The sequence below is a fragment of the Cobetia sp. D5 genome, assembly GCF_035666195.1.
Lineage (GTDB): Bacteria > Pseudomonadota > Gammaproteobacteria > Pseudomonadales > Halomonadaceae > Cobetia > Cobetia amphilecti.
The window spans coordinates 3,348,120-3,371,948 of sequence record NZ_CP142020.1 but is presented as its reverse complement, the minus strand read 5'-3'; the positions used below and the strand labels follow the sequence as shown (position 1 = coordinate 3,371,948).

20 protein-coding genes and 9 tRNA genes are annotated in these 23,829 nt (G+C 63.0%); 20 read left to right on the top strand and 9 right to left on the bottom strand.

Features of this window, described 5'->3' with window-relative positions:
- Entirely contained in the window at positions 1-624 is a 624-nt protein-coding gene (locus U0O11_RS14110; protein ID WP_043334296.1) for a TetR/AcrR family transcriptional regulator, read from the top strand.
- A 111-nt stretch (positions 625-735) separates the two neighbouring features.
- Here U0O11_RS14110 and htpX read toward each other — a convergent pair whose 3' ends face one another.
- The 4 genes from htpX to msrB form a co-directional block, all read right to left on the bottom strand.
- On the bottom strand, positions 736-1,635 hold the full coding sequence (gene htpX, locus U0O11_RS14105; protein WP_107336103.1) for a protease HtpX: 900 nt from the start codon (positions 1,633-1,635) through the stop codon (positions 736-738).
- 195 nt (positions 1,636-1,830) lie between these two features.
- Complete coding sequence (locus U0O11_RS14100; RefSeq protein ID WP_225347204.1) at positions 1,831-3,069, bottom strand: pyridoxal phosphate-dependent aminotransferase; 1,239 nt, start codon at positions 3,067-3,069, stop codon at positions 1,831-1,833.
- A 238-nt stretch (positions 3,070-3,307) separates the two neighbouring features.
- The gene (ylqF, locus tag U0O11_RS14095) at positions 3,308-4,285 is read right to left on the bottom strand and encodes a ribosome biogenesis GTPase YlqF (protein WP_043334293.1); all 978 of its coding nucleotides are present in this window, start codon (positions 4,283-4,285) and stop codon (positions 3,308-3,310) included.
- A 233-nt stretch (positions 4,286-4,518) separates the two neighbouring features.
- The gene (msrB, locus tag U0O11_RS14090; RefSeq protein WP_043334292.1) at positions 4,519-4,941 is read right to left on the bottom strand and encodes a peptide-methionine (R)-S-oxide reductase MsrB; all 423 of its coding nucleotides are present in this window, start codon (positions 4,939-4,941) and stop codon (positions 4,519-4,521) included.
- Between the two features lie 268 nt (positions 4,942-5,209).
- On the opposite strand from msrB, the gene U0O11_RS14085 reads away from it, so the two are divergent.
- The 17 genes from U0O11_RS14085 (at position 5,210) to U0O11_RS14005 (ending at position 14,458) form a co-directional block, all read left to right on the top strand.
- Positions 5,210-5,285: transfer RNA gene (locus U0O11_RS14085), tRNA-Glu, on the top strand.
- Between the two features lie 26 nt (positions 5,286-5,311).
- Positions 5,312-5,386 (top strand) — tRNA-Gly (locus tag U0O11_RS14080).
- A 4-nt stretch (positions 5,387-5,390) separates the two neighbouring features.
- A tRNA-Glu gene (locus tag U0O11_RS14075) sits at positions 5,391-5,466 on the top strand.
- Positions 5,467-5,503: 37 nt separating this feature from the next.
- Positions 5,504-5,578 (top strand) — tRNA-Gly (locus U0O11_RS14070).
- Positions 5,579-5,651: 73 nt separating this feature from the next.
- Positions 5,652-5,727 (top strand) — tRNA-Glu (locus U0O11_RS14065).
- A gap of 70 nt (positions 5,728-5,797) precedes the next feature.
- Positions 5,798-5,872: transfer RNA gene (locus U0O11_RS14060), tRNA-Gly, on the top strand.
- A 31-nt stretch (positions 5,873-5,903) separates the two neighbouring features.
- Positions 5,904-5,979 (top strand) — tRNA-Glu (locus tag U0O11_RS14055).
- Positions 5,980-6,014: 35 nt separating this feature from the next.
- Positions 6,015-6,089 (top strand) — tRNA-Gly (locus U0O11_RS14050).
- Positions 6,090-6,457: 368 nt separating this feature from the next.
- Positions 6,458-7,426 carry an ABC transporter ATP-binding protein gene (locus U0O11_RS14045; RefSeq protein WP_043333884.1) on the top strand — a complete coding sequence of 323 codons (969 nt, stop codon included), beginning with the start codon at positions 6,458-6,460 and terminating at the stop codon, positions 7,424-7,426.
- Positions 7,423-8,196 (top strand): ABC transporter permease, encoded by a 774-nt coding sequence (locus tag U0O11_RS14040; RefSeq protein WP_043333883.1) that lies wholly within the window; start codon positions 7,423-7,425, stop codon positions 8,194-8,196. The genes U0O11_RS14045 and U0O11_RS14040 overlap by 4 nt, the downstream gene beginning before the upstream one ends.
- Positions 8,197-8,330: 134 nt before the next feature.
- The gene (gene queF, locus U0O11_RS14035; protein ID WP_225347203.1) at positions 8,331-9,209 is read left to right on the top strand and encodes an NADPH-dependent 7-cyano-7-deazaguanine reductase QueF; all 879 of its coding nucleotides are present in this window, start codon (positions 8,331-8,333) and stop codon (positions 9,207-9,209) included.
- A 150-nt stretch (positions 9,210-9,359) separates the two neighbouring features.
- A complete protein-coding gene (locus U0O11_RS14030; protein WP_054555640.1) occupies positions 9,360-9,920 on the top strand; it encodes an NAD(P)H nitroreductase in 561 nt (186 codons plus the stop codon).
- 66 nt (positions 9,921-9,986) lie between these two features.
- On the top strand, positions 9,987-10,574 hold the full coding sequence (locus U0O11_RS14025) for a YiiD C-terminal domain-containing protein (RefSeq protein WP_225347202.1): 588 nt from the start codon (positions 9,987-9,989) through the stop codon (positions 10,572-10,574).
- Positions 10,575-10,750: 176 nt separating this feature from the next.
- Positions 10,751-10,838, top strand: a tRNA-Ser gene (locus tag U0O11_RS14020).
- A 276-nt stretch (positions 10,839-11,114) separates the two neighbouring features.
- Positions 11,115-11,396: a peptidylprolyl isomerase gene (locus tag U0O11_RS14015; protein ID WP_043333877.1), complete on the top strand. Its 282-nt coding sequence runs from the start codon at positions 11,115-11,117 to the stop codon at positions 11,394-11,396.
- Between the two features lie 94 nt (positions 11,397-11,490).
- A complete protein-coding gene (locus U0O11_RS14010) occupies positions 11,491-13,080 on the top strand; it encodes an ABC-F family ATPase (RefSeq protein ID WP_225347201.1) in 1,590 nt (529 codons plus the stop codon).
- Between the two features lie 181 nt (positions 13,081-13,261).
- A complete protein-coding gene (locus U0O11_RS14005; RefSeq protein WP_225347200.1) occupies positions 13,262-14,458 on the top strand; it encodes an NAD(P)/FAD-dependent oxidoreductase in 1,197 nt (398 codons plus the stop codon).
- 28 nt (positions 14,459-14,486) lie between these two features.
- Here the strand turns inward: U0O11_RS14005 and U0O11_RS14000 are convergent, their stop codons facing one another.
- Positions 14,487-15,395, bottom strand: a complete 909-nt coding sequence (locus U0O11_RS14000) for a LysR family transcriptional regulator (protein ID WP_225347199.1) — start codon at positions 15,393-15,395, stop codon at positions 14,487-14,489.
- Positions 15,396-15,641: 246 nt separating this feature from the next.
- On the opposite strand from U0O11_RS14000, the gene U0O11_RS13995 reads away from it, so the two are divergent.
- Entirely contained in the window at positions 15,642-16,838 is a 1,197-nt protein-coding gene (locus tag U0O11_RS13995) for an MFS transporter (RefSeq protein ID WP_225347198.1), read from the top strand.
- 95 nt (positions 16,839-16,933) lie between these two features.
- Here the strand turns inward: U0O11_RS13995 and U0O11_RS13990 are convergent, their stop codons facing one another.
- The 4 genes from U0O11_RS13990 to U0O11_RS13975 form a co-directional block, all read right to left on the bottom strand.
- On the bottom strand, positions 16,934-17,284 hold the full coding sequence (locus tag U0O11_RS13990; RefSeq protein WP_225347197.1) for a YqjK-like family protein: 351 nt from the start codon (positions 17,282-17,284) through the stop codon (positions 16,934-16,936).
- Positions 17,285-17,318: 34 nt separating this feature from the next.
- The gene (locus U0O11_RS13985) at positions 17,319-17,741 is read right to left on the bottom strand and encodes a phage holin family protein (RefSeq protein WP_225347196.1); all 423 of its coding nucleotides are present in this window, start codon (positions 17,739-17,741) and stop codon (positions 17,319-17,321) included.
- Positions 17,741-18,079 (bottom strand): DUF883 family protein, encoded by a 339-nt coding sequence (locus tag U0O11_RS13980; protein ID WP_082388358.1) that lies wholly within the window; start codon positions 18,077-18,079, stop codon positions 17,741-17,743. Before U0O11_RS13980 ends, U0O11_RS13985 begins: the two co-directional genes overlap by 1 nt.
- 441 nt (positions 18,080-18,520) lie before the next feature.
- The gene (locus U0O11_RS13975; protein WP_225347195.1) at positions 18,521-19,735 is read right to left on the bottom strand and encodes a phospholipase A; all 1,215 of its coding nucleotides are present in this window, start codon (positions 19,733-19,735) and stop codon (positions 18,521-18,523) included.
- Positions 19,736-20,160: 425 nt separating this feature from the next.
- Between U0O11_RS13975 and mscK the strand changes: the two genes are divergently transcribed.
- The gene (gene mscK, locus U0O11_RS13970; protein ID WP_225347194.1) at positions 20,161-23,706 is read left to right on the top strand and encodes a mechanosensitive channel MscK; all 3,546 of its coding nucleotides are present in this window, start codon (positions 20,161-20,163) and stop codon (positions 23,704-23,706) included.
- Positions 23,707-23,829 lie beyond the last annotated feature (123 nt).

Here is a 23,829-nt window from a genome sequence, read left to right as displayed (position 1 = left end):
ATGGCCAGTCGTCGAGACAACAATGCCCGAGAGGATGACCTGATCGAAGCGACCCTGACCTGCATTGCCAGCGAGGGAATCTCGCGCACGACAGTGCGGCGTGTCGCCGAATATGCCGGTGTCTCGAATGGGTTGATCCGCTTCTATTTCGAAGGCAAGGACAACATGCTCTATGCGGCCTATCGCCGCTTTCTTGAGCGCCTGCTGTCCGATGCCTCCGACACGATAGAAGGGCGAGAGCTGGCACCGCATGCGAGGTTGAAGGCCTTTCTTGAGGCCAATCTGTCACCGCCGATCGTGACGCCGCAGACATTGTTGCTGTGGGCCAACTTTCTGCCGCTCACCTATGGCGACCCTCGCATGGCCGAGATTCGCCGCGAGGCCTATCGCGAAACGACCGAGCTGTTCCGTCATCTGGTGGAGGACGTTCTGGTGGCGGAAGGGCGTCAGGAAGACGAGACCCGGCTGCAGCATCTGACCATCGCGCTCAATGGGCTGGTCGATGGCCTGTGGATCGAGGGCGCCCTGCGGGGTGACTCGCTGAACGTGGGCGAGATGCAACAGATCGGCCTCGACGCTGCCGTGAATCTGCTGGGGCTGTCGGGGTGGGAAGCGTTGGCGTGAGGGGCGGCATGTCGAGCGGCGCCCACTGACAGAAAAGCCCGCCACGTGGATCACGTGGCGGGCTTTTTGCTGTCTGCAGGGGCCAATCAGGCCGTGCAGGATTGGCGGAGCTTACTTGTAGGCAGCGGCCTTGAGCGCGGCGATACGGTCATCCAGCGGCGGGTGGCTGGCGAACAGTTGTTCCATCAGCTTGCGGCTCTTGCCGGTGGTGATGGCGAAGGCGGTCATGGTGTCGGGCATCTGGTCCGGCAGCTCATGTTCCTGCTTGAGGCGAGCCAGGGCGTTGATCATCGAGCCGCTGCCCGCCAGGCCTGCGCCTGCGGCATCGGCACGGTATTCGCGCCAGCGCGAGAACCAGGCGACGATCATCGAGGCCACCAGGCCCAGCACCATTTCCAGCACGAACACGACCGCCATGTAGCCGAAGAAGCCCAGGCCGCCGTTCTCGTCATCGCGCTTGAGGAAGGCGTCGATGGCATGTGCGGCGATACGCGCGAAGAACATCACGAAGGTGTTCACCACGCCCTGGATCAGCGTCAGCGTCACCATGTCGCCGTTGGCGACGTGGCCGATCTCGTGCGCCAGCACGGCGCGCACTTCCTCGGGGCGCATGCGATTGAGCAGGCCGGCCGAGACGGCGACCAGCGCATCATTGCGGTTCCAGCCGGTGGCGAAGGCATTGGATTGCTGCGCCGGGAAGATGCCGACTTCCGGCATCTTGATGCCAGCGTCGCGCGCCAGTTCTCCGACGGTGTCCAGCAGCCAGCGTTCGGTGTCGTTCTGCGGCTGTTCGATGATCACGGTGCCGGTCGAGGACTTGGCCATCGTCTTGGACAGGAACAGCGAGATCACGGAACCGGCCATGCCGATGATGAAGCAGAAGATCAGCAGCGCCGTGTAGTTGATGCCGTTGGCTTCCATGTAGCCATCGAAGCCCAGCAGGCGCAGCGTGACACTGGCCAGCAGCACCACCGCCAGGTTGGTGATCAGGAAAAGGGCTATCCGCATCATGGGGTCAGGTCTCCAATGCCAATATATCGGTAGGGCGCAATTATCTGCCCGCGATACTGACAGTGAGATGAATCACTGGCGGCAGCGCGGGCAGAATTTGCGTCGACAGTCTGCAAGGACGGTCTGCAAGGACAGCAAGGTATCACCACTGGAGGCGATCTGCGTAGCCCCTTGATCACGGGGGCTGGGCCGATGTCAGGCCTTGCGACGTCGCGCCAGGAAGCGGCCGAGGCGTTCGATGGCTTCTTCCAGCTGGTCGGCGTAGGGCAGGGTGACGATGCGCAGGTGGTCCGGATTCGGCCAGTTGAAGGCGGTGCCCTGCACCAGCAGCATCTTCTCTTCCAGCAACAGCTCCAGCACCATCTGCTGATCGTCCTCGAAGGGATACATCTCGGGGTCGAGCCGCGGGAACATGTAGAGCGCGCCCTTGGGCTTCACGCAGCTGACGCCGGGAATCTCGTTGAGCTTCTTCCAGGCCGCGTCACGCTGGGCCAGCAGGCGTCCGCCCGGCAGTACCAGATCATTGATCGACTGATAGCCGCCGAGCGCCGTCTGGATGGCGTGCTGCGCCGGCACATTGGCGCACAGGCGCATGCTAGCCAGCATGTCGAGGCCGGAGATGAAGTCGGCCGCCGGGCGCTTGTCGCCGGAGAGAATCATCCAGCCGGAGCGGAAGCCCGCGCAGCGGTAGCTCTTGGACAGACCGTTCATGGTCACGACCAGCAGGTCATCGGCCAGCGCGCCGGTGGAGACGTGCTCGGTACCGTCGTAGAGGATCTTGTCGTAGATCTCGTCAGAGAACACCACCAGACCGAATTCGCGCGCGACCTGCAGGATGTCCTTCACCACCGCGGGCGGATAGACCGCGCCGGTCGGGTTGTTCGGATTGATCAGCACGATGCCCTTTGTGTGGCTGGTCACCTTGGCGCGGATGTCCTCGATGGAGGGCGCCCAGTCCTGCGCTTCGTCACACAGATAGTGCACGGCGCGACCACCGGCCAGGTTGGCGGCAGCAGTCCATAGCGGGTAATCCGGCGCCGGTACCAAAAGCTCGTCGCCATCATCGAGCAATGCCTGCATGGCCAGCACGATCAATTCCGAGACGCCGTTGCCGATGTAGATGTCCTCGATCCCGACACCCTGGATATCCTTGCGCTGGCACTCCTGCATGATCGCCTTGCGCGCAGAGTAAAGCCCCTTGGAATCACAATAGCCCTGCGCTGTCGGCAGGTTGCGCATCACGTCCTGCAGAATCTCTTCCGGTGCCTCGAAGCCGAAGGGCGCCGGGTTGCCGATATTGAGCTTGAGAATGCGATGGCCCTCGTCCTCGAGACGCTTGGCGTGTTCGAGAACCGGCCCGCGAATGTCATAGCAGACGTTGTCCAGCTTGTGTGACTTGCGAATTTCGCGGGGCTTTCTTTGCTCGGTATCCATGATGCTTTCCGTAGATCTCCGTCACGTAAGGTGTAGGGGCGAGCGTCCAGCATATCGCGCCGCTGGCCTGCCGCGCCACGGCCAAGGGCCAATAGCGTGGTTAAATTTGTGGTTTGAGATGTTCAGGCAGAAAAAAATCCCGCCAGAGGTTTTCTGGCGGGATTTTCAACTGGAATTCAGGCGTGTTCCGCGGACGGGAGCCAGACGAGAGTCGCGTTAGCGCCTTGTTCTGGTAGCGTTATTCGCTCTCTTGCTCACGCGTTTCGGCTCCATCTTCTGTCTCGCCACTGGCTTCCGGCACCGGCTCGGCAGGAATGTCGGCGGGTGTTTCCAGTGTCAGGCGCCCGAGCTTGCCGTCGCGCAGTTCATGCAGCAGCACCTCGGCACCGCGGTGCAGGTCGATGATGCCACCGGCACGCAGGCCACCGCGCTTGCTGGCTATCTCTTCCAGAATCGCGACTCCATTGAAGCCGGACAGCGCCATCAGATCGACCTTGCGCGGGCCATCACTCTCGACTCGCTCGGCGTCAGGGTTGGCGCTGTAGGCCGGCAGTGACTTCAGCTTGTAGCGTGCGGTCAGCTCCGTGGGGTAGCGCTTGGCCAGCTCCGCCGCGACGATCACCGCCACATCGGTGTAATCGATGGCGGTGTCACGGATCGCGCCACTGCCGGCCAGGCGATAGGCGCTGGCCTGGTCTTCGATCTTCGGCCACATCACCCCGGGGGTATCGATCAGGGCAATGCCACCGTCGATGCGAATCTTCTGCTGGCGCTTGGTGACGGCGGGCTCGTTGCCGGTCTTGGCGATCTTGCGACCCGCCAGGCCATTGATCAGCGTCGACTTGCCGACGTTGGGGATGCCCATCACCATCACGCGCGCATCACGATCGACGCGGATATGACCGGCCATCTCGCGGCATAGCCGCGGAATCTGCTTGAGGTCACGCGCCTCAAGTGTGGTGATCGCCAGTGCACGGGTGTTGGGCAGGGCATCGAAATACTCGACCCATTCGCGCGTGCGTGCCGGGTCCGCCAGATCGGCGCGAGACAGCAGCTTGAGTACCGGCTTGTGGCGGGTCAGTTCGGACAGCACCGGATTGGTGCTGGAGTAGGGGAGGCGGGCATCGAGGACTTCGATGACCACGTCGATCTCGGGCAGCGCGTCCTTTATCTGACGGCGTGCCTTGTGCATATGTCCCGGATACCAGCCCAGCATGTCGCTTCTCTCCTGCCGTCAGGGGTATGACGGTTGTTCTGTGACCTCTGTCCTGCCTCCTTCTTCCCGCATGCCAGGAAAGGCGCTCATCCATCAGGGATGGCGCTACATGGCATGCGGCAGAGGAGGGGACGCGTATGGCGACGCATTCTATCAGAGGCGGCCTGGCCATGGAGGCGCGCTATCCGGTCATCACTGCCTCAGCGCTCTGTCGACTCTCCATGTCCCGGGTGTCAGGCACGTATCGGCTTGAAGCGCAGCGCGACGGAGTTGATGCAGTAGCGCTGACCGGTGTCAGTCGGGCCATCCGGGAAGACGTGCCCCAGGTGGGACTCGCAACGGCGACAGCGCACTTCCACGCGACGCATGCCATGGCTGGTATCGAAGTGCTCCTCGACGGCGGCATCGGCATAGGGGCGGTCGAAGCTCGGCCAGCCACAGCCGGAGTCGAACTTGGTGTCGTTGTCGAACAGCTTGGCGTCACAGGCGATGCAGTGATAGGTACCCGGCGTCGGGCTGACTTCGTGATCGCCAGTGAAGGGGCGCTCGGTCCCTGCCTCGCGCGTCACCCGGTATTGCTCCGGCGTCAGGCGCTTGCGCCACTCCTCTTCACTGCGAATCAGCTTGTCCTGAGTCTGCGGGTCTTGTTCGCTCATGATCTCTTCTCTCTATCTATGCGTTTCTCGAATGGCGCTCGTGTGAACCTGCAAGCAAGTTCTCCTGCGCGGCAATTCGAAAAGAGTGACTGCCGGTCTTCACGCGAAACCCGGTACATACCCCAAGAATGCGGGCGTCAGGGCGTGACCACAAGCATGTGGTGGATGCACTTGGCCAACGCCGGAAAAATCCTGTTGAAGCAGGGGGTTGACGAAGGGGGAGGGTCTTTGTAATATACGCGCCACCTCGACGAGGCAAGAACGTTACGTCCCATTCGTCTAGTGGTCCAGGACACCGCCCTTTCACGGCGGTAACAGGGGTTCGAACCCCCTATGGGACGCCACTTTCTTGCAGCGTAGAGACCGGAGTGCGGGAATAGCTCAGTGGTAGAGCACAACCTTGCCAAGGTTGGGGTCGCGAGTTCGAATCTCGTTTCCCGCTCCAGTGTGTCCCATTCGTCTAGTGGTCCAGGACACCGCCCTTTCACGGCGGTAACAGGGGTTCGAACCCCCTATGGGACGCCATCTTCGCTCTTGTGTGGTCGCATGATCTGCTTGTGTTGCGGGAATAGCTCAGTGGTAGAGCACAACCTTGCCAAGGTTGGGGTCGCGAGTTCGAATCTCGTTTCCCGCTCCATTAGGAACAAGTGGTGTGACAAGGTCGCGAGCTGAACGTCAGCCCGGTCGAATCTCATCTCTCGCTCCAGTACGTCCCATTCGTCTAGTGGTCCAGGACACCGCCCTTTCACGGCGGTAACAGGGGTTCGAACCCCCTATGGGACGCCATGCAGAGCATGATGGTGTGGCAAGCCAGCAGTAAGACAGATGTCGTGAGCACAGGTTCATGACACCCGGTGCGGGAATAGCTCAGTGGTAGAGCACAACCTTGCCAAGGTTGGGGTCGCGAGTTCGAATCTCGTTTCCCGCTCCATTTAGATTAAGCATGGCTTTTTCTAACGTGTGTCCCATTCGTCTAGTGGTCCAGGACACCGCCCTTTCACGGCGGTAACAGGGGTTCGAACCCCCTATGGGACGCCATTCTGTTTTACGCCGCAGTTTTTGTGTTTCGACAGGCGGGAATAGCTCAGTGGTAGAGCACAACCTTGCCAAGGTTGGGGTCGCGAGTTCGAATCTCGTTTCCCGCTCCAGTCGAATGTGACGTTGCAAGCTGAAGCATGACATAGCAGTACGCCATCGCCTGACAGACACGATCATCGTGTTACGTCACTGGCGATTTTTTTGTGCCTGAAATTCCTCTCCACCCTGTTCTGCGCCGCTCTCTGGTGCTGTCCCCGCGTGATTTTCTCCCTCTGCTTGTTTCCCGTGGCGCACTAATGCCTTTCTGCCGTGTGTCTGATGTGGCAGCGCCGAATGCGTTACCATGCGCATCCAATATCTTGCGTCTGATTTTCATGTCCGCGGACGGCGAAACGGTGCCATCACTGTTGCGCAATTGTTCTCAGATGCGTCTTTTCTGCTGTGCTGGCTGACAGCGTCAATCGATTACAGGTGTCCGATGTCACGACCTGCCTTGTCTATCCGTGGCCTGACCAAGGTCTACGGCAACGGTTTTGAGGCGCTCAAGGGGATTGATCTTGACGTTCCCGAGGGCGATTTCTTCGCGCTGCTGGGCCCCAATGGGGCCGGCAAGTCCACGACCCTCGGCGTGGTGAGTTCGCTGGTGCAGAAGACCGCAGGCAAGGTCGAGATCTACGGAATCGATATCGACAAGGACTTCTCGAAGGCCAAGTATCACCTCGGTGTCGTGCCGCAGGAGTTCAACTTCAATCAGTTCGAGAAGGTGCAGGATATCGTGATGACCCAGGCGGGTTATTACGGCATGCCGATGAAGGAAGCGCGCCCGCGTGCCGAGCGTCTGCTCAGGGATCTCGGGCTGTGGGACAAGCGCGACACCCCGTCACGCATGCTGTCCGGTGGCATGAAGCGTCGTCTGATGATTGCCCGTGCGCTGATTCACAAGCCGCGTCTGTTGATTCTCGATGAGCCGACGGCCGGTGTGGATATCGAATTGCGCCGCTCGATGTGGGAGTTCATGCGCCGCATCAATCGGGAGGAGGGCACCACCATCATCCTCACCACGCATTACCTGGAAGAGGCCGAGAGCCTGTGCCGCAACATCGCCATCATCAATCATGGCGAGATCGTGCATAACACCAGCATGCGTGAGCTGCTCAAGGAGCTGGATGCGGAAACCTTCCTGCTCGACATTCGTGAGCCGCTGACCAAGGCGCCGGTGATTGCCGGGTTCGAGGTCTCCTTGAGTGACCCTCAGCAGCTGGCGCTCGCCGTGCGCAAGGGCCAGTCGATCAATACCGCCTTCGCGGCGCTGGATCGCGCTGGCATCACCGTGGTGTCGATGCGCAATCGTGCCAATCGTCTCGAGGAGCTGTTCGTCGACCTGGTCGAGCGTTCCAACGCCGAAAGCGGTATCGCCTCCAATGTTGCCAAGGAGATCACGCAGTGAACCCCCGTCAGCTATGGGTGGCTCTGGTCACCATCGTCGTCAAGGAAGTCCGTCGTTTCACGCGTATCTGGCCGCAGACGCTGTTGCCGCCTTCCATCACCATGACGCTCTATTTCGTCATCTTCGGCAATCTCATCGGCTCGCGCATCGGCACCATGGATGGCATCAGCTACATGGATTACATCGTGCCGGGGCTGATCATGATGTCGGTGATCACCAACTCGTATTCCAACGTGGCTTCGTCATTCTTCTCCAACAAGTTCCAGCGCAGCATCGAGGAGCTGATGGTCTCGCCGCTGCCCTCGTGGATCATCCTGCTCGGCTACATCATCGGTGGCGCCGTGCGCGGGCTGGGGGTCGGCATCATCGTGACCGCCGTGGCCTTCCTGTTCACGGACCTCGATATCCATCACCCCTTCCTGACCATCATGGTCGTGGTGCTGACGGCGCTGCTGTTCTCCATCGGTGGCTTCATCAATGCGCTGTTCGCGCGCAAGTTCGATGACATCTCGATCATTCCGACCTTCGTGCTCACGCCGCTGACCTACCTGGGTGGCGTCTTCTATTCCATCCACATGCTGCCGGAATTCTGGCAGACGGTGTCGCTGGCCAACCCGATCCTCTACATGGTCAACACCTTCCGCTACGGCATTCTGGGCGTCTCGGACATCAGCGTCGGCCCGGCGATGGCCGCCATCGTGGCCTTCATCATCGGCCTGTTCGCCTTCGCGCTGTGGCTGCTGGAGCGTGGCAAGGGCATCCGCAGCTGAAGATGTCGCCCAGACGATGATGGTAAGATGCGCGCTATCGCGCCAGTGCATGCAACGCCGACTTCTGCCGGCGTTCTGCTGTCTGCGCCCCCTGATATCGATGCTTTATTGGCCTATTTCACTGGAGTGCTGTCATGGCTCACCCCACTGCCGTCAACGTGCCCGACGAGGCGCGCCCCGAGACCCTCAAGGATGCCCCGCTCGGGCGAGAGTCCGCCTATCCCGAGCACTACGATGCCAGCCTGCTGTTCCCCATCGCGCGGGCGGCCAACCGTGGCCCCATCGGCATCGATGACGCGGCGCTGCCGTTCGTCGGTGAGGATGAGTGGCACGCCTTTGAAGTCTCCTGGCTGGATGAGGCCGGCAAGCCGTGGGTACGCGTGGCCCGTTTTCGCCTGCCGGCAGCCTCGCCGAACCTGATCGAATCCAAGTCCTGGAAGCTCTATCTCAACAGTCTCAATCAGAGCCGTTTCCCCGATCAGGCAGCGGTGCAGGCAACGCTGGAGCGTGACCTCGCCGCCGCGGCCGGGGCGCCGGTCGAGGTGTGCCTGCTGGAGCTGGACGATAGCGAGCTGGACGTCGGGCGTCTGCCGGGGGAGTGCCTCGATGACTTGCCGATCAGCGTCGAGCACTACACGCCGTCGCCGGAGCTGCTCAGCGCCGATGACGCCGACATCGTCAGCGAAGACCTGCACAGCCATCTGCTCAAGTCCAACTGCCCGGTCACCGGCCAGCCGGACTGGGGCAGTGTGTGGATCCGTTATCGCGGCCCGCGTATCGACCGCGAGCGCCTGCTGGCCTATCTGATCAGCTATCGCCAGCACCAGGATTTCCATGAGCACTGCGTCGAGCACCTGTTCGTCGACCTGATGGCGCGCGTGAAGCCCGAGTCTCTGCTGGTGATGGCGCGCTATGTGCGGCGTGGTGGCCTGGATATCAGCCCGTGGCGAGCCACGGCGGATCTCGAGGCCGAGGCCCGCGCCAGTCTGCCGCGGCGTCTCTCCCGGCAGTAGTCGTCTCTGTCACCTCGCCAACCAGATAGCGCCTTGGCAATCAGGTAGCGTCTTGCCAATCAGATAGATAGCAGCGAGTGATGAGACGGCGTACCGGCGACATGCTAGTGTGAGAATCATTCTTATCTTAAGTCTGTGACAGGAGAGACGATGGACGCGCTGACGTTACTGCATGAACGCAATTCCATGGGCAAGTTGATGGCGCCGGCCCCGAGCGCTGAGCAGATGGAGGCCATCTACCAGGCCGCCCTGCGCGCGCCGGACCACGCCGAGCTGACGCCCTGGCGCTTCATCGAATTCACGGGTGGCGGGCTTGAGCGCCTTGGCGAGCTGTTCGCCGAGGCGGAGCGCAACAAGTCGCCGGCCGGTGACGAGGCCGCCCAGGCCGCTGCCAGCAAGAAGCCGCTGCGTGCGCCGATGGTGATCGCGGTGATCGCCAGGGTCACGCCGGACCACCCCAAGGTGCCGCGTGTCGAGCAGGTGGTCAGTGCCGGCTGTGCCGCTCACGCCATGCTGTATGCCGCTCAGGCCCAGGGGCTCGGTGGTATGTGGCGCACCGGTGGCTACGCCTTTGACCCTATCGTGCACGCAGGGCTGGGCATGGGCGAGCAGGATGAGCTGGTCGGCTTCCTCTATCTCGGCACCCCGGGCGGACGCCTCAAGCCATTGCCGAACCGCAACAGTGCCGACTTCGTCGAACGCTGGCAGTGAAACGCTGAATGAGCGAGGCCCTTGATGAGCAGCGCTGAGCGAGGCCCTTGATGAGAGAGACGCTGAGTGAGTGAGACGCGAAATGAGCCGTCGCGCTTGAGTGGTGAGGCCTGGCCACCGTTGCCCCTGCCGCGTGATGCGCAGGGGCAGCCGGGCAGTCTCGCGGCGCCGGTCAGCGACGACCTGTCACGGTTTCGTGGCTGGCTGACGCAGGCGATCCCGCTGGCTGTTCATCTGGGGCTTGTCGAGATGCAGTGGTCAGAGCCCGAGCGTGCGACGGGTCAGCTGAGCTGGCATCTGCATCTGCCGCCCAATCTCAATGACAAGGGCACTGCCTTTGGTGGCGCCATGAGTCTCGAGGCGACCCTGTGTGGCTGGAGCTGGCTGACGCTCTGGCTGCGTGCACGCGGTATCCAGCGCGATATCGTGGTGTCGCAGGCCAGTCAGCGGTTTCTGGCCCCGGTCAGTGGCGACTATCACATCATCTGCGCGCCGGATGACATGGCAGCGCTGGACGAGGTGGGCGAGCGCCTAGCAGCAGGGCGGCGAGCGCGACTGTCGCTGACCCAGCAGCTGTGGTGTCAGGTCGAAGGGCAGTCCGCTCCGCGACTGTGTTTCGAGGCCCGCGGCGATTACGTGGTGCTGGGGCCGTGACGATGAGTGCGGTCTCGGCCCAGTGCGCAGGGTGGAGCGTAGGGCGAGAGCGCTGACGCTATCTATCTGAAAGTTTTTGGAAAAAAGGCTTGCGCCACTCGAAGGTTATCGATAATATACGCCGCGTTCTCAAGGGAAACACGACGCAGTCGGGTGACCAATGAGAGCACTGATCTGGAGGGGTGTCCGAGTGGTCGAAGGAGCACGCCTGGAAAGTGTGTAAGTCGAAAGGCTTCGAGGGTTCGAATCCCTCCTCCTCCACCAGATTCAGAAAAGCCCGCATCTCACGATGCGGGCTTTTCGCGTTTCTGAGCGAGCTATCGAGCTTGCACTGCAGCGTCTGTCATCCTGAGCTGTTATCATGCCCGCCTTCAGACTCACCCCATCGCCTGTCGAACCTTCCCCGAACGCCTGATCTCGCGTCATGACGGCTGTCATGTCGTCAGGGACGTGCTCGGATGACGTCGGGCCCGCCTCCGGGATGCCCGGGGCACGAGATGGTGTGAGGCAAGACCGATTCCGCCTGCAAGAGGACATGAGATGGCTCGTATTGCCATGGCACGCCACATTCTGGTGAAGACCGAGGCCGAGGCGCAGCGTCTCAAGCAGTCACTGGAGCGCGGCCAGCCGTTCGAGAAACTGGCCAAGAAGCACTCCACCTGTCCCTCCGGCAAGCAGGGCGGTGACCTGGGCGAAGTGCGCCCCGGCCAGATGGTCGGCGGCATTGATCGCGCCATCTTCAAGGGGCCGCTCAATACCCTGCAGGGGCCGCTGAAGAGCAAGTTCGGCTATCACCTGCTGGAAGTCTTCTTCCGCGGCTGATGCCTGCCAGGCCTTTGCGGCTCCCCGTATTTCCCGGCGCCAGCGTGACACTTCGTCACCGCCCACCTTTTTCATTTCAAACGGATATTCCCTCGTGATCTCTACCGCCAATCTCACCATGCAGTTCGGTGCCAAGCCGCTGTTTGAAGACGTCTCCGCCAAGTTCGGGCGTGGCAATCGCTACGGCCTGATCGGCGCCAACGGCTGCGGCAAGTCGACCATGATGAAGATTCTCGGTGGCGATCTGGAGCCGTCCGGTGGTCACGTCATGCTCGAGCCCAACATCCGTCTGGGCAAGCTGCGTCAGGACCAGTTCGCCTATGAGGAATACACGGTGCTCGACACCGTCATCATGGGCCACGAGCGTCTGGCCGTGGTCAAGGCCGAGCGTGACCGCATCTACTCGCTGCCGGAGATGAGTGAGGAAGACGGCATGAAGGTTGCCGACCTCGAGGTCGAATTCGCCGAGCTGGATGGCTACACCGCCGAAGCGCGTGCCGGTGAGCTGCTGATGGGCCTCGATATCCCCATCGAGCAGCACCTGGGGCCGATGAGCGAAGTCGCGCCGGGCTGGAAGCTGCGCGTGCTGCTGGCACAGGCGCTGTTCTCCGATCCTGACGTCCTGCTGCTCGATGAGCCGACCAACCACCTGGACATCAACACCATCCGCTGGTTGGAAGGCGTGCTGACTGCACGTGCCAGCACCATGATCATCATCTCGCACGACCGTCACTTCCTGAACAGTGTCTGCACCCACATGGCGGACCTGGACTACGGTGAGCTGCGTCTGTTCCCGGGCAACTACGACGAGTACATGACCGCTGCCACCCAGGCGCGCGAACAGCTGCAGGCCGACAACGCCAAGAAGAAGGCGCAGATCGCCGAGCTGCAGTCCTTCGTCAGCCGCTTCTCCGCCAACGCCTCCAAGGCCAAGCAGGCGACCTCGCGTGCCAAGCAGATCGACAAGATCCAGCTCAACGAGATCAAGCCGTCCTCACGCGTCAGCCCGTTCATCCGCTTCGAGCAGACCAAGAAGGTCCACAACAACGCGGTGATGATCGACAAGCTCTCCAAGGGCTTCGACGGCAACACCCTGTTCGAGAACTTCAGCTTCACGGTCGCCGCCGGAGAGCGTGTCGCCATCATCGGCCCGAACGGCATCGGCAAGACCACGCTGCTGCGCACCCTGGTCGGCGAGATGCACCCGGACGCCGGTGAAGTGAAGTGGACCGACGCCGCGGACGTCGGCTACTACGCGCAGGACCACGCCCATGACTTCGCCAACGACATGAGCCTCTATGACTGGATGGCGCAGTGGACCGGCGGCGGCGAGCAGGTCGTGCGTGGCACCCTGGGTCGCATGCTGTTCTCCAATGACGACATCCAGAAGTCGGTCAAGGTCATCTCCGGTGGCGAGCAGGGCCGCATGCTGTTCGGCAAGCTGATCCTCAAGCAGCCCAACGTGCTGGTGATGGATGAGCCGACCAACCACCTGGACATGGAATCCATCGAGGCACTCAACCTCGCGCTGGAAAACTACCCAGGCACCCTGATCTTCGTCAGCCACGACCGCGAATTCGTCGGCTCGCTGGCCACCCGCATCATCGAGCTGAAGGCCGATGGCGTGGTCGACTTCTCCGGCACCTACGACGACTACCTGCGCAGCCAGGGCGTCATCGTCTGAGACTCGCCATGACTGGCTAGTCTGTCCGGTCTGACAAGACACCCTCATCGTCTCTGACGATGGGGGTGTCTTGTTTCCCATCTCCGGCCGCTGGCTGCGGCAGGCTTCTGGTAGAATGCCGGCCCGCGTGTGTCTGCACAGCCGATTTCCTTTCCTTTCTTCGCTTCACGGAGTGTCCCGCATGGCCACATATGACGTCATCATCATCGGCGCAGGCGCGGCAGGCCTGATGTGTGCCGCCACGGCAGGCTATCAGGGCAAGCGCGTGCTGGTGCTGGACCACGCCAACAAGGCCGGCAAGAAGATCCTGATGTCCGGCGGTGGGCGCTGCAACTTCACCAATCTGGATGCCGGCCCAGCCAACTTCTTCTCGCGCAATCCGCACTTCTGCATCTCGGCGCTCAAGCGCTATACGCCGCACCATTTCCTAGAACTGGTGGAGCGTCATGGGCTGGAGCACGTCGAGAAGAAGCCGGGACAGCTGTTCTGCGCCGATTCCGCCAAGGACCTGCTGGCGATCCTGATGACGGAGTGTGAATGGGCCGGGGCGGAGATTCGCCTGAGTACGCGCATCACCTCGCTGGAGCGCGCGGGCGAGGGCATGCGGGTCGAGACCAGCAATGGTACGCACACGGCAGGGCGCGTGGTGGTGGCCACCGGCGGCATGTCGATTCCGACGCTGGGCGCGACCGGCTTCGGCTACGACATCGCGCGCCAGTTCGGGCTCGAGGTCACCGATACCTACGCCGCGCTGGTGCCATTCACGCTGACCTCGCAGTGGAAGGAGCGTCTGTCGCCGCTGTCAGGGCTTGCCTGTGACGTCAGCGTCACCGCCGGCAAGGGCCATTATCGCGAACCGATGCTGATCACCCATCGCGGGCTTTCCGGTCCGGCGATGCTGCAGGCCTCCAGCTGGTGGACGCCCGGGCAGCCGTTGAGCATCGACTTGCTGCCGGGCGTGGATGCCTACGCCGAGCTGCTGGCCCTGCGCGAGCAGCATCCCAAGCGCCAGATCGGCCCCTGGCTTGGCGAGCGCCTGCCCAAGCGCCTCGCCCAGTCGCTGGTCGAGTGGCAGGACGCCGACGCCGGTCGCATCAGCGAGCGCAGCCTCGCCGAGCTTTCCAACGCGCGTCTCGAGCAGCTGGCCAAGGCACTCAATCACTGGCAGCTCAAGCCGGCGGGCACCGAAGGCTGGCGCACCGCCGAGGTGACCATGGGTGGCGTGGTCACTGACGCCATCTCGCAGAAGGACTTCAGCGTGCGCGATCTGCCGCAGCTGGCCTTCATCGGCGAGGTGCTGGATGTCACCGGGGAACTTGGCGGCTACAACTTCCAGTGGGCGTGGTCCTCGGCGGTGGCCTGCGGCTTGAACTGCTGACCGGCACCTTCTCGCCTCTGGCTGCGTCTCACGCCATCTGCTGGCGGATGGCGGGCAGGCGCTGCTCGACCAGCGCGACAAAGGCCTCGATTACCGGGCGGACCGGTGTGGTCGGGTAGTGCAGCTCCAGCGGTACCGCGCCGAGTGCCGGGCGCAGGGGAATGAACTGGCAGCCATCACGTTGCAGGCGGCGAATGCAGCCGGGCGCGATGGCGACTCCCAGTCCCGCCGCCACCTCACTGAGCAGTGTCTGCATCAAGGCCGGTTGGCGCTGGATGCGCGGCGAGAAGCCGGCATCGCCGCAGGCACTGATGATCTGATCGAACAGCCCCGTCGCCTGCCCGCGCTGAAACAGCACGAAATCTTCCTGCGCAAGCTCGCTGAGGGCCAGTCGCTTGCGGTGCGCCAGACGATGCCCCTCGGGCACCACCGCCATCAGCCTATCCTCGTAGACCGCCAGGGCGGTCAGGCTGTCACGCTGCTCGCTGGGAAGCGGGCGCGACAGCCCGATGTCGATCTCGTCACGCGCGAAGGCATCCAGCTGCTGCTGGGCGCTCATCTCATGCAATGACAGGCTGACCTCGGGATGGTCGCTGGCGAAGTCGCGCATCAGTCCGGGCACGAAGCTTGCGCAGGCCGAGCTCATGTAGCCGATGCGCAGTGTGCCGGTCTGGCCGCTTGCAGCCATCGCCACGCGCTTGCGTGCCTGCGCCTCCAGCGCCAGCATGCGCTGCGCTTCTTCCAGCAATGCCTCCCCCGGTCCCGTCACCTTCACCTCCCGCGTATTGCGCCATAGCAGGCTGACGCCCAGCTCGGCTTCGAGATCGGCGATCTGGCGGCTGATGGCGGGTTGCACGGTATGCAGCTCGCGGGCGGCGGCCGAGAAGCTTCTGTGCGTCGCCACCGAGACGAAGGTTTTCAGTGTGCGGAGTTCCATGCCGGCCCTCGTGGCTGATTGATGTTCAGTAAGTATAAGTCATATCAAGTATTGTCATTTCTATTATAAGCCTGCACTCGCTAGTCTGAAGGCCTGCCAAACCTCCCTTCGTCAGTCTCTGCCGTCTCGCCTTGTCTCCTGTCTCTTGCTGCTTGCCGCTGGCTTTGCCTCGCAAGCAGACAAGCAAGCGAGCAGGCGGGGCGCGTAGCGGCTGACAGGAGGGTTCTGAATTCGAGTGGAGCCAATATGACGACATCAACGAGTGGAGTGGCCGCGCAGGATACGCGCGGACCCTCACAACCGCTTTCTGCCGGCGGCCGTTTCACGCTGCTGGCCATCGCCTGTCTGACCATCATGGTGGGAACCGTGGTCGCACCGGGGCTTCTGAGCATCGCCTCGGCGCTTGAGGTGGAGAGCCATGCCAGCTGGCTGATTACCCTGCCGTCGCTGGGCGCCGTGCTGTTCGCGCCCATCGCCGGGCGCATGATCGATCGTGTCGGTGCCTATCGCTCGCTGGTGGGCGGGCTGTTCCTGTATGGCGTGCTGGGCGCGGGTGGCGCACTGCTGGAAGGCACCGTCGTCGTGTTCGCCGATCGCATTCTGCTCGGCGGCGTGACCGCCGTGGTGATGGCGGGCGGCACCACGCTGATCTCCGAGTGGTATCACGGCCATGCGCGTCTGGCGATGATCGCCCAGCAGGGCATGTCCATCGAGCTTGGCGGGGTGATCTTCCTGTTCGTCAGTGGTGTGCTGGCGGGTATCGCCTGGCAGTGGCCCTTCGCCCTCTATCTGCTGGCCTGGGTACTGCTGGCCATGCTGTGGATGATGGTGCCGAAACAGTCGCCTGAAGCGCCTGCCGAGGAGAGCGGAAATGCCGGCGGTGAGGCCTTGTCCTCCTCGCTGACCAGCGTCTACCTGGCCGCGGCCATCTCGTTGACGCTGTTCTTCACCGCCATCGTCATGCTGCCGATGCGCTTGAATCTGCTGGGGCTGGATGAAGCGGCCACCGGTATCTTCCTGGCGGGCATTTCGCTGGTCGCGGTGGTCGCGGCGATGCTGATGCCGAAGGTGTCGCGTGCCCTGGGTGAGATGCCGACGCTGGTGCTGGCCTTCCTGCTCTATGCCGGCAGCCTGTTCCTCTTCCAGCAGGCCGAGAACATGACGCTGATGAGCGTCGGTGCCGTGTTGTCCGGCATGGGCTTCGGCTTCTCGATCCCCTTGCTCAACCACATGACGGTGGAGCGCAGCCACACCTCGGTGCGCGGTCGCAATCTCTCCTACCTGACGATGGCGATCTTCCTGGGACAGTTCCTGACGTCCTTCCTGGAATTCCTGTCCGGTGACGGCAGCAACGTCTTCGGCGCCGCCGCCGTGCTGGGGCTGATCTTCGCGGTGCTCTATCTGGGCGTGTATCTGCTCAAGCGTGACAGCCGCAGCGCCTGATCGCGGCAGGGTTAACAGAACGACACGTCGCAATGACGAAAAAAAGCCCCGCCACCTGAATCCCAGGTGGCGGGGCTTTCGCTGTAATGCCGTGATCATTTGTCGAACAATATTCTCAGACGGCGAATCATCACCCAGCTCATCAGCCCGCGCTTGAGCAGGCTCAGGCCCTTCTTTGGCCGGAACCCGCCCCGCGCCGCGATCAGGCCGCCCACCAGCACCAACGGGCCGCGGTATTGCTGGACCTTGGCCCAGCCGCGGTCGATGGGGGCGGTGGCCTCCTTGAGTTCGCGCATCGCATGGCTGACATCGAGGCGCTGCTGACTGATGCGTGCTTCGAGTTCCGCACGCCGAGCGTCACGCGGATGTGCTGACCGGCGTCCGTTCCCCTGCACGGGGGGCAGCGCCGGCTCGCGTCGCGCGAGGGACTGTCTGGAAGAATTCATCTCGCCTCCTTGGCAGGCACTGGCAGGCGGGGCATCAAAGGTTTTCGCGTTGGCGCTGGCGTTCCAGTGCGTCGGCACGCACATCCTTGAGGCTGTCGCTGTCACGGCTCAGGTTGCTGAGCGTGGAACGCAGCAGGCTGCGCTGGGAAGCGATCACCTTGACGCGCCAGGCGATCAACCCCCCCAATGCCAGCAGGATACCGCCGCTCAGGGCGATGGCCAGCAGGCGGTGGGTATCCCAGAAGGTCACGACCACCAGCAGGATCGCCAGGCCGATGCCGAAGCAGATCAGCATCAGGGCGATACCCGACAGCAGCAGCATCACGAACAGCCGTTCGCGCTCTTCCTCGAGCTCCAGCACGGCGAGACGCAAGCGCGTCTCGCCACTCTCGACCAGGCTCGCAGTCAGACGTCGGATGGCGCCAAGTACGCGTTCAACCGGCCCTTGTTCCTGCATCAGCGACGGCCAAGCAGCATGCCGACGACGACACCGGCGGCCGCGCCGATACCGACACTGGTCCACGGGTTGTCGTGCACGTAGCGATCAGCGCAGTCCACGGATTCGCGCGCACCGGCGGCGAGGCGATCGCCCTGGGCGCTGAGGCGGGCGCGGGTGGCTTCCAGGCGAGTCTGGGCGCGGGCGCGGGCTTCCTTCATGCTCTCGCGGGAATCTTCAGCCGAGGCGTGCAGCAGTTCCTCGACGGTCTGGGACAGATGGCGCAGATCTTCCTTCAGCTGGTCGGTGTTGGCACCGGTCGCGGAAGTGGTGTGATCGCCGATCTTTTGCATAGCCATGGTGTAACTCCTTCCCGTATGTCGAATCAGATTTCGCGAATGGTGAGCGCGGTGTTGTCTGCGCTTGACTCTCGAACTCTCTCTTCCCTGGGGCGCCGCAGGCGGCAGGGCATGACCTGAATCCACTTGCACGAGACTCTTGCAAGCATCGTCAGCACGTCGTCATGACGCGTCTTGCGTGGTCATGCACAAGTCGTGGGGGTCGAATGCGACAAACACAAGGGCAAGACACGCACAGAGCACGATATCGCCATGTCACGTGCGGGAGGCATGATCTGGATCATGGACGTGCCACCTTGTCCACATGGTCGGTCCACATGGGCAGTCCACATAAGGGCGGTGCATACGGAGGGCAGATGGCAAGACGGGCAGCCTGGGCTGCCCGTTGCGGGAGGGTCATGCGAGTTCTTTTATCAGAACTTTTTGATCAGAACTCTTTGATCAGGTCTCGGGCGAGCCGGCGAAGAAGGTATTGATCGAGAAGCCCAGGCCAAAGCGATTCACGCTGTGGTCGTAGTCGATCAGGCTCTCACCGTAGCCGTGGTAGTACTGCACGTAGCCACGTACCTTGCCGAACAGCGGGAAGGAGTAGTCGAGCTGGTTGCCGTAGTTGCCCTTGGAGGGGTTGCCGCGCACCATCCAGGTGACTTCGTGCTGATCGGAGGTATAGCCGACCGTGATGTCGCCGTAGCCGATGTAGTTGTAGAGGTCCGGATTGTCGTCCTCGTCGGACTCCTCCGGCACGCGCCAGTGCGGCGTGACCGCGATGGCCCAGTCGCCGTTCTGGAACATCATGTCGGCGTAGACACGGTTCCAGCTGCGCGACAGCGGGTCGGAACGGCCGTTGGACTGATGCGCGAAACCGATGCGGTTGCGGGTATTGGTCCAGCCGAACAGCTCATAACGATTGTCGAACTGCAGGAAGGCTTCCGGCTCGTAATTGGTCTCGCGGAACGGCGCCGAGGCATCGGAGTTGTAGGCCTGCCACCAGCTGCGCTGGGTATAGGCGAAGAACACGTCGCCATTGTCACCGAAGATGTCATCCATCAGCTCGACCTTGAGGCTGAGCTGGTATTTCACCTCGGTCTTGTCCACCTCGCCTTCCTGGGTGACTTCGGCAAAGCCGTTGGCATCCGGGTTGGTGTTGTAGGCCCAGGGCAGCAGGTAATTGCGCTTGTAGGCGGTGATGGCCAGCGGATTCTTCTCGGCGTCGTTCTCCAGCACGACACGCTCCTTGGCGCGCTGCTGGGCCAGGCTTTCATCGAGGGGCGCATCGACGCTCTGGCCTTGTGCCCCCTCGGTCTCGGCCGCTTCCGCCGAGTAGCGCTCGTCATCCGCGTCTTCGCGGTTGGAGAGGAAGACCTGCTCGGTACGCGGGTCACTCTCGACGCCGTCCGCCGTGCCCGGTGCAGAGGCCGCCAGCTCGCGCCAGTCAGCCTGACTCATGGCACCCGCGCGGGCCTGGGCGGCAGTCATGCCCAGTGCTTCGGGAGCGAAGCGCTTGCCGTTGGCCAGTACCACGCGTCCTTCGGCATCCATGGTGTAGGGCACGTCGGCCGCTGCCGGTGCGGCGGCACCCAGCAGTACTGTGGCCAGCACTCCCGAGAGGCGTGCAGGGACGGACCGGAATCCGATGGAGGCAAGGCGGAGGGGCATGGAAATATCCTGTCGGTTACACCGCGGCGGGGGAGCAGCGCATTATGGAGCAATGTTCATGACATGTCTGCCATTCTACTGGTGGCGCAGTGTCCGGTTCCAGCACGAAGATTCCGACAGGTGCGTCGCCTCGATGCGACGATGCATGTCGCTCACGCTGGCCTGCAAGCATCGCTTTCTCGCCCCGTCACTCTTTGCTGCATTCTCCGCTTCACTCTCTAGTTCAATCTCCACTTCATCCTTTGCTGGGCGGCCGCCGGCGGACGTTTGCCGACAAGGATTGCGTGGGATGCAGCGCCAGTCGACAATGCGGCCCTTGCCCGCGTTTGCGGCCGGTCACGATGTCATCCTGCATGGCTGGCGGCGGCCTGGCGGGGCAGCAGAGCCGATGAAGAAGTGCGGTGGTGACCATTGAGGAGACAGCTGTGACAGGTAACAAGTCCTTGAGACTGATGATGTTGGCAGGCGCCTTGCTGCTGATGGTGCTGCTGGCCTGGGTGCCGGCCACGGCCAGTGCGGACGCCCCGAAGCGTGCTGATGTCCAGACTCAGCTTGAAGACCTGCAGAGCGTCGAGAAACCGGATGCCGACACCCGTCAGCGCATCGCGGACCTCAAGGATACCCTGACGGTGCTCGACGACCTCGCCGAAGCCACCAGCAGCCTGAATTCCCTCAAGAGTGAGGTCAAGGAGGCGCCGGCGGAGCTGGCGAAGGCGCAGGCCGAGCTGGCGCGCCTGCCTCAGGACTACACCCCGCCCAGCATCGCCTCGCTGGAAGACGAGTCGGTCGAGGCGCTGGACAAGCGCATGACCTCGATTCTCGACTCGCTGCAGAACCTGCAGGACAAGCTGGCCGACACCAATCGGCGCCTGATCAATGCCCAGAGCCTGCCGGAGCGTTCGCGCTCGACCCTGGCCGATGCACAGCAGCAGGTGCAGCGCCTGCAGACCCAGCTGGGTGGCAGCGGCGATGCCGACCTGTCCGGCACCGGGCGTGACCTGATCGAGGCCCGCCTGGCGCTGGCCGAGACGCGTGGCGAGCTGAGCCATTCAGAGCTCAATTCAAGCTCTCTGCTGCGTGAGCTGGCCCAGGTGCGCAAGACCCTCTACAGCCGTCAGATCGCCAATCTGGAGCAGGACCTGGAGCAGGTCCAGACGCTGGTCAACGACAAGCGCCGCAACCAGTCCGAGCAGACCATCGCCGATGCCACCAGTGGCGAGAATGCCGCGCTGGCCGACAACCCCATCTTCCAGCAGGTGCTCAACCGCAACCGCGAACTCAGCAGCCAGCTGCTGGCGATCACCGATCGCGTCAACGCCGTGATTCGCGATGGGCTGGAGGTGCGCACCCAGCTCGACCGCGTCACCCAGGTCGAGCGCACCATGAGCGAGCAGATCGAGGCCATCAAGGGCAGCGTCCTGCTGGCGCGTATCCTGCGTGAGCAGCAGAGTCGCCTGCCGCAGGTCGATGTGCGCAAGGACTTGAAGGAAGAGATCGCCGACCTGCGCCTCAAGCAGTTCGAACTCAACAAGGTGCGCGAGCAACTCGCCGATATTCCGGGCTATCTCAATTCCTACGTGCTGGGCGAGGCCGCGGCGCTGGAACGCCCCGGCGGCAATGCCGATGTCAGCCAGATCAGCGCCGAGCTGCGTCAGGCGTTGATCGGTCAGCTGGAGGCGCGCAAGGAGCTGGTCGACAAGCTCGACAAGGAATACGACAGCCTGCTGGCACGCGCCATCGACCTGCAGCTCAACCAGCAGCAGCTGCTGGAAGTGTCAGGGCGTCTGCGCCAGACCATCGAGGAGCAGCTGTTCTGGGTCGCCAATGGCAAGCCGCTGGATCTCGACTGGCTGTCGCGTACCCCGGAAATGCTCGCCGAGGAGCTCAGGCCCAACGTCTGGCGTGGCGTGGTGGCGGGGCTGTCCAAGGGCTTTCAGCTCAGTGACCTGTGGGTGGCGCTGCCGGGCTTGCTGCTGCTGATCTTCATCACCTGGAAGCGTTCGCGCATCCGTGCGCGCCTGGCGGACCTGCACGCCCAGATAGGGCGCCTGAAGCAGGACACCCAGCTGCATACGCCGCGCGCCATTCTGCTCAACGTCCTGCTGGCCATCCCCGGCGCGCTGGCGCTGGCGCTGATCGGCGGCGTGCTGTCGCTGGGCGAGGGCATCATGCTGTGGGCGTTGGGCCAGGCGCTGTTGAAGCTGTCGCTGGCGTGGGGCATCTTCGCCATCTTCCGCCGCCTGCTGGTCAAGGACGGTGTCGCCGAGCGTCACTTCCAGTGGCCGGCCAACTACGTGGCGGAGCTGCGCCGCCATATCTGGTGGCTGGGCTTCGCGCTGCTGCCGGTGGTGCTGACCACCAACATCATCAGCGAGGCGGACCTCAACCTGCTCGAGCGTCCGCTGGGGCTGGCCATTCTGTTCGTGGGCCTGATGGCGATGAGCTTCTGTCTGTCGCGACTGATTCTGGCCCACGTCCCCTTCTTCGGCCTCAAGCTGTTCCGACTGATTCTGGGCCTTGCGATGGCGCTGGTGCCGGTGGCGCTGGGCGTGCTGATCTGTCTCGGCTACGAGTACACCGCGCTGCGCCTGTGTGGCCGCTTCATCACCACCATCTTCCTGTTCGGGGCCTGGATTCTGGTGGAAGCCACCGTGGTGCGCGGGCTGGCAGTCGCCGCGCGGCGTCTGGCCTATCGTCGCGCCGTAGCGCGTCGCCGTGCCCAGGTGCAGGAGGGCGCCGAAGGCGGTGTCGAGGTGGTGGAAGAGCCGCCGCTGGACATGGAGCAGGTCAACTCCCAGTCACTGCGTCTCTCGAAGCTGATCCTGGTCATCAGCTTCCTGTCGATCTTCTATGTGGTGTGGGCCGATCTGCTCAATGTGCTCAGCTATCTCGACAGCGTGGTGGTGTGGGAAATCGCCGCTTCCGTCGAGGGCGATTCGGCGACGCCCATCTCGCTGGCGGACTTGATCGCGGGCATGATCACCCTCGCCGTGGCGGTGATGATGGCGCGCAACCTGCCGGGCCTGCTGGAGGTCTCGATCCTGTCGCGGCTCGAGCTCAAGCAGGGCTCCAGCTACGCGATCACCTCGCTGCTGTCCTACGTGATCATGGCCACCGGCTTCGTGATGACATTGGGCAGCATGGGCGTCAGCTGGGACAAGCTGCAGTGGCTGGTGGCGGCGTTGAGTGTCGGGTTGGGCTTCGGTCTGCAGGAGATCTTCGCCAACTTCATCTCGGGCCTGATCATCCTGTTCGAGCGGCCGGTGCGCATCGGCGACACCATCACCATCGGCAACCTGCATGGCACGGTCAATCGCATCCGGATCCGCGCCACCACGGTGACGGATTTCGATCGCAAGGAGATCATCATTCCCAACAAGGTATTCGTCACCGACCAGCTGATCAACTGGTCGCTGTCGGACAACGTCACGCGGGTGGTGCTCAATTTCGGTGTCGCCCATGGCAGTGATCTGGATCTGGCGCATCGTCTGCTGATGCAGGCCGCCCAGGAAAACAGGCGGGTGCTCAAGGACCCGGAGCCGCTGGTGTTCTGCCTGACCTACAACCAGGACAACTTCGGTTTCGAGCTGCGCATCTACGTCAATGACCTGACCGATCGCCTCTACGCCACCGATGAGATCAACCGCTGGGTGGACGCACGTTTCCGTGAGCATGGCCTCAAGGTCGCCTTCCAGCAGATGGATGTCTGGCTGCATCGCGACGATGGCACCGAGCGCCTCGTCGAGCAGCGCAGCGCCTCGGCGGAGCCGTTGCGCCCCGCCAGCGGCTCACCGGAAAGCAGCGAGACGGAAAGCACGGAGTATCAGAGCAGCGAGCACCGGGAAGGTGGTGCGCTGATCGCGCGGCGCAAGCCCGCCGAGGGTCTGGCAGGCCGTGAGGACGCCGGGCTGCGCGAGGCCGCACCGGACGCCGATGGCGGTGATGGCGGCGGAGATGCCGGTGGTCGCTGACGCTGAATCCACTGCTCATGTCATTGAATGCCGCATGGCATCACGCACAAGGCGCCCCGCGGGGCGCCTTGTGCGTGATGGGCTCGGAGCTGTGTTTAGTGCGTTTACAGAACGGGAGGGGCT

Excerpts from the sequence above, each read along its gene's own strand:
- U0O11_RS14110 (WP_043334296.1), top strand. The coding sequence starts at position 1 with ATGGCCAGTCGTCGAGACAACAATGCCCGAGAGGATGACCTGATCGAA.
- htpX (WP_107336103.1), bottom strand. The coding sequence starts at position 1,635 with ATGATGCGGATAGCCCTTTTCCTGATCACCAACCTGGCGGTGGTGCTG.
- U0O11_RS14100 (WP_225347204.1), bottom strand. The coding sequence starts at position 3,069 with ATGGATACCGAGCAAAGAAAGCCCCGCGAAATTCGCAAGTCACACAAG.
- ylqF (WP_043334293.1), bottom strand. The coding sequence starts at position 4,285 with ATGCTGGGCTGGTATCCGGGACATATGCACAAGGCACGCCGTCAGATA.
- msrB (WP_043334292.1), bottom strand. The coding sequence starts at position 4,941 with ATGAGCGAACAAGACCCGCAGACTCAGGACAAGCTGATTCGCAGTGAA.
- U0O11_RS14045 (WP_043333884.1), top strand. The coding sequence starts at position 6,458 with ATGTCACGACCTGCCTTGTCTATCCGTGGCCTGACCAAGGTCTACGGC.
- queF (WP_225347203.1), top strand. The coding sequence starts at position 8,331 with ATGGCTCACCCCACTGCCGTCAACGTGCCCGACGAGGCGCGCCCCGAG.
- U0O11_RS14030 (WP_054555640.1), top strand. The coding sequence starts at position 9,360 with ATGGACGCGCTGACGTTACTGCATGAACGCAATTCCATGGGCAAGTTG.
- U0O11_RS14015 (WP_043333877.1), top strand. The coding sequence starts at position 11,115 with ATGGCTCGTATTGCCATGGCACGCCACATTCTGGTGAAGACCGAGGCC.
- U0O11_RS14005 (WP_225347200.1), top strand. The coding sequence starts at position 13,262 with ATGGCCACATATGACGTCATCATCATCGGCGCAGGCGCGGCAGGCCTG.
- U0O11_RS14000 (WP_225347199.1), bottom strand. The coding sequence starts at position 15,395 with ATGGAACTCCGCACACTGAAAACCTTCGTCTCGGTGGCGACGCACAGA.
- U0O11_RS13995 (WP_225347198.1), top strand. The coding sequence starts at position 15,642 with ATGACGACATCAACGAGTGGAGTGGCCGCGCAGGATACGCGCGGACCC.
- U0O11_RS13990 (WP_225347197.1), bottom strand. The coding sequence starts at position 17,284 with ATGAATTCTTCCAGACAGTCCCTCGCGCGACGCGAGCCGGCGCTGCCC.
- U0O11_RS13985 (WP_225347196.1), bottom strand. The coding sequence starts at position 17,741 with ATGCAGGAACAAGGGCCGGTTGAACGCGTACTTGGCGCCATCCGACGT.
- U0O11_RS13980 (WP_082388358.1), bottom strand. The coding sequence starts at position 18,079 with ATGGCTATGCAAAAGATCGGCGATCACACCACTTCCGCGACCGGTGCC.
- U0O11_RS13975 (WP_225347195.1), bottom strand. The coding sequence starts at position 19,735 with ATGCCCCTCCGCCTTGCCTCCATCGGATTCCGGTCCGTCCCTGCACGC.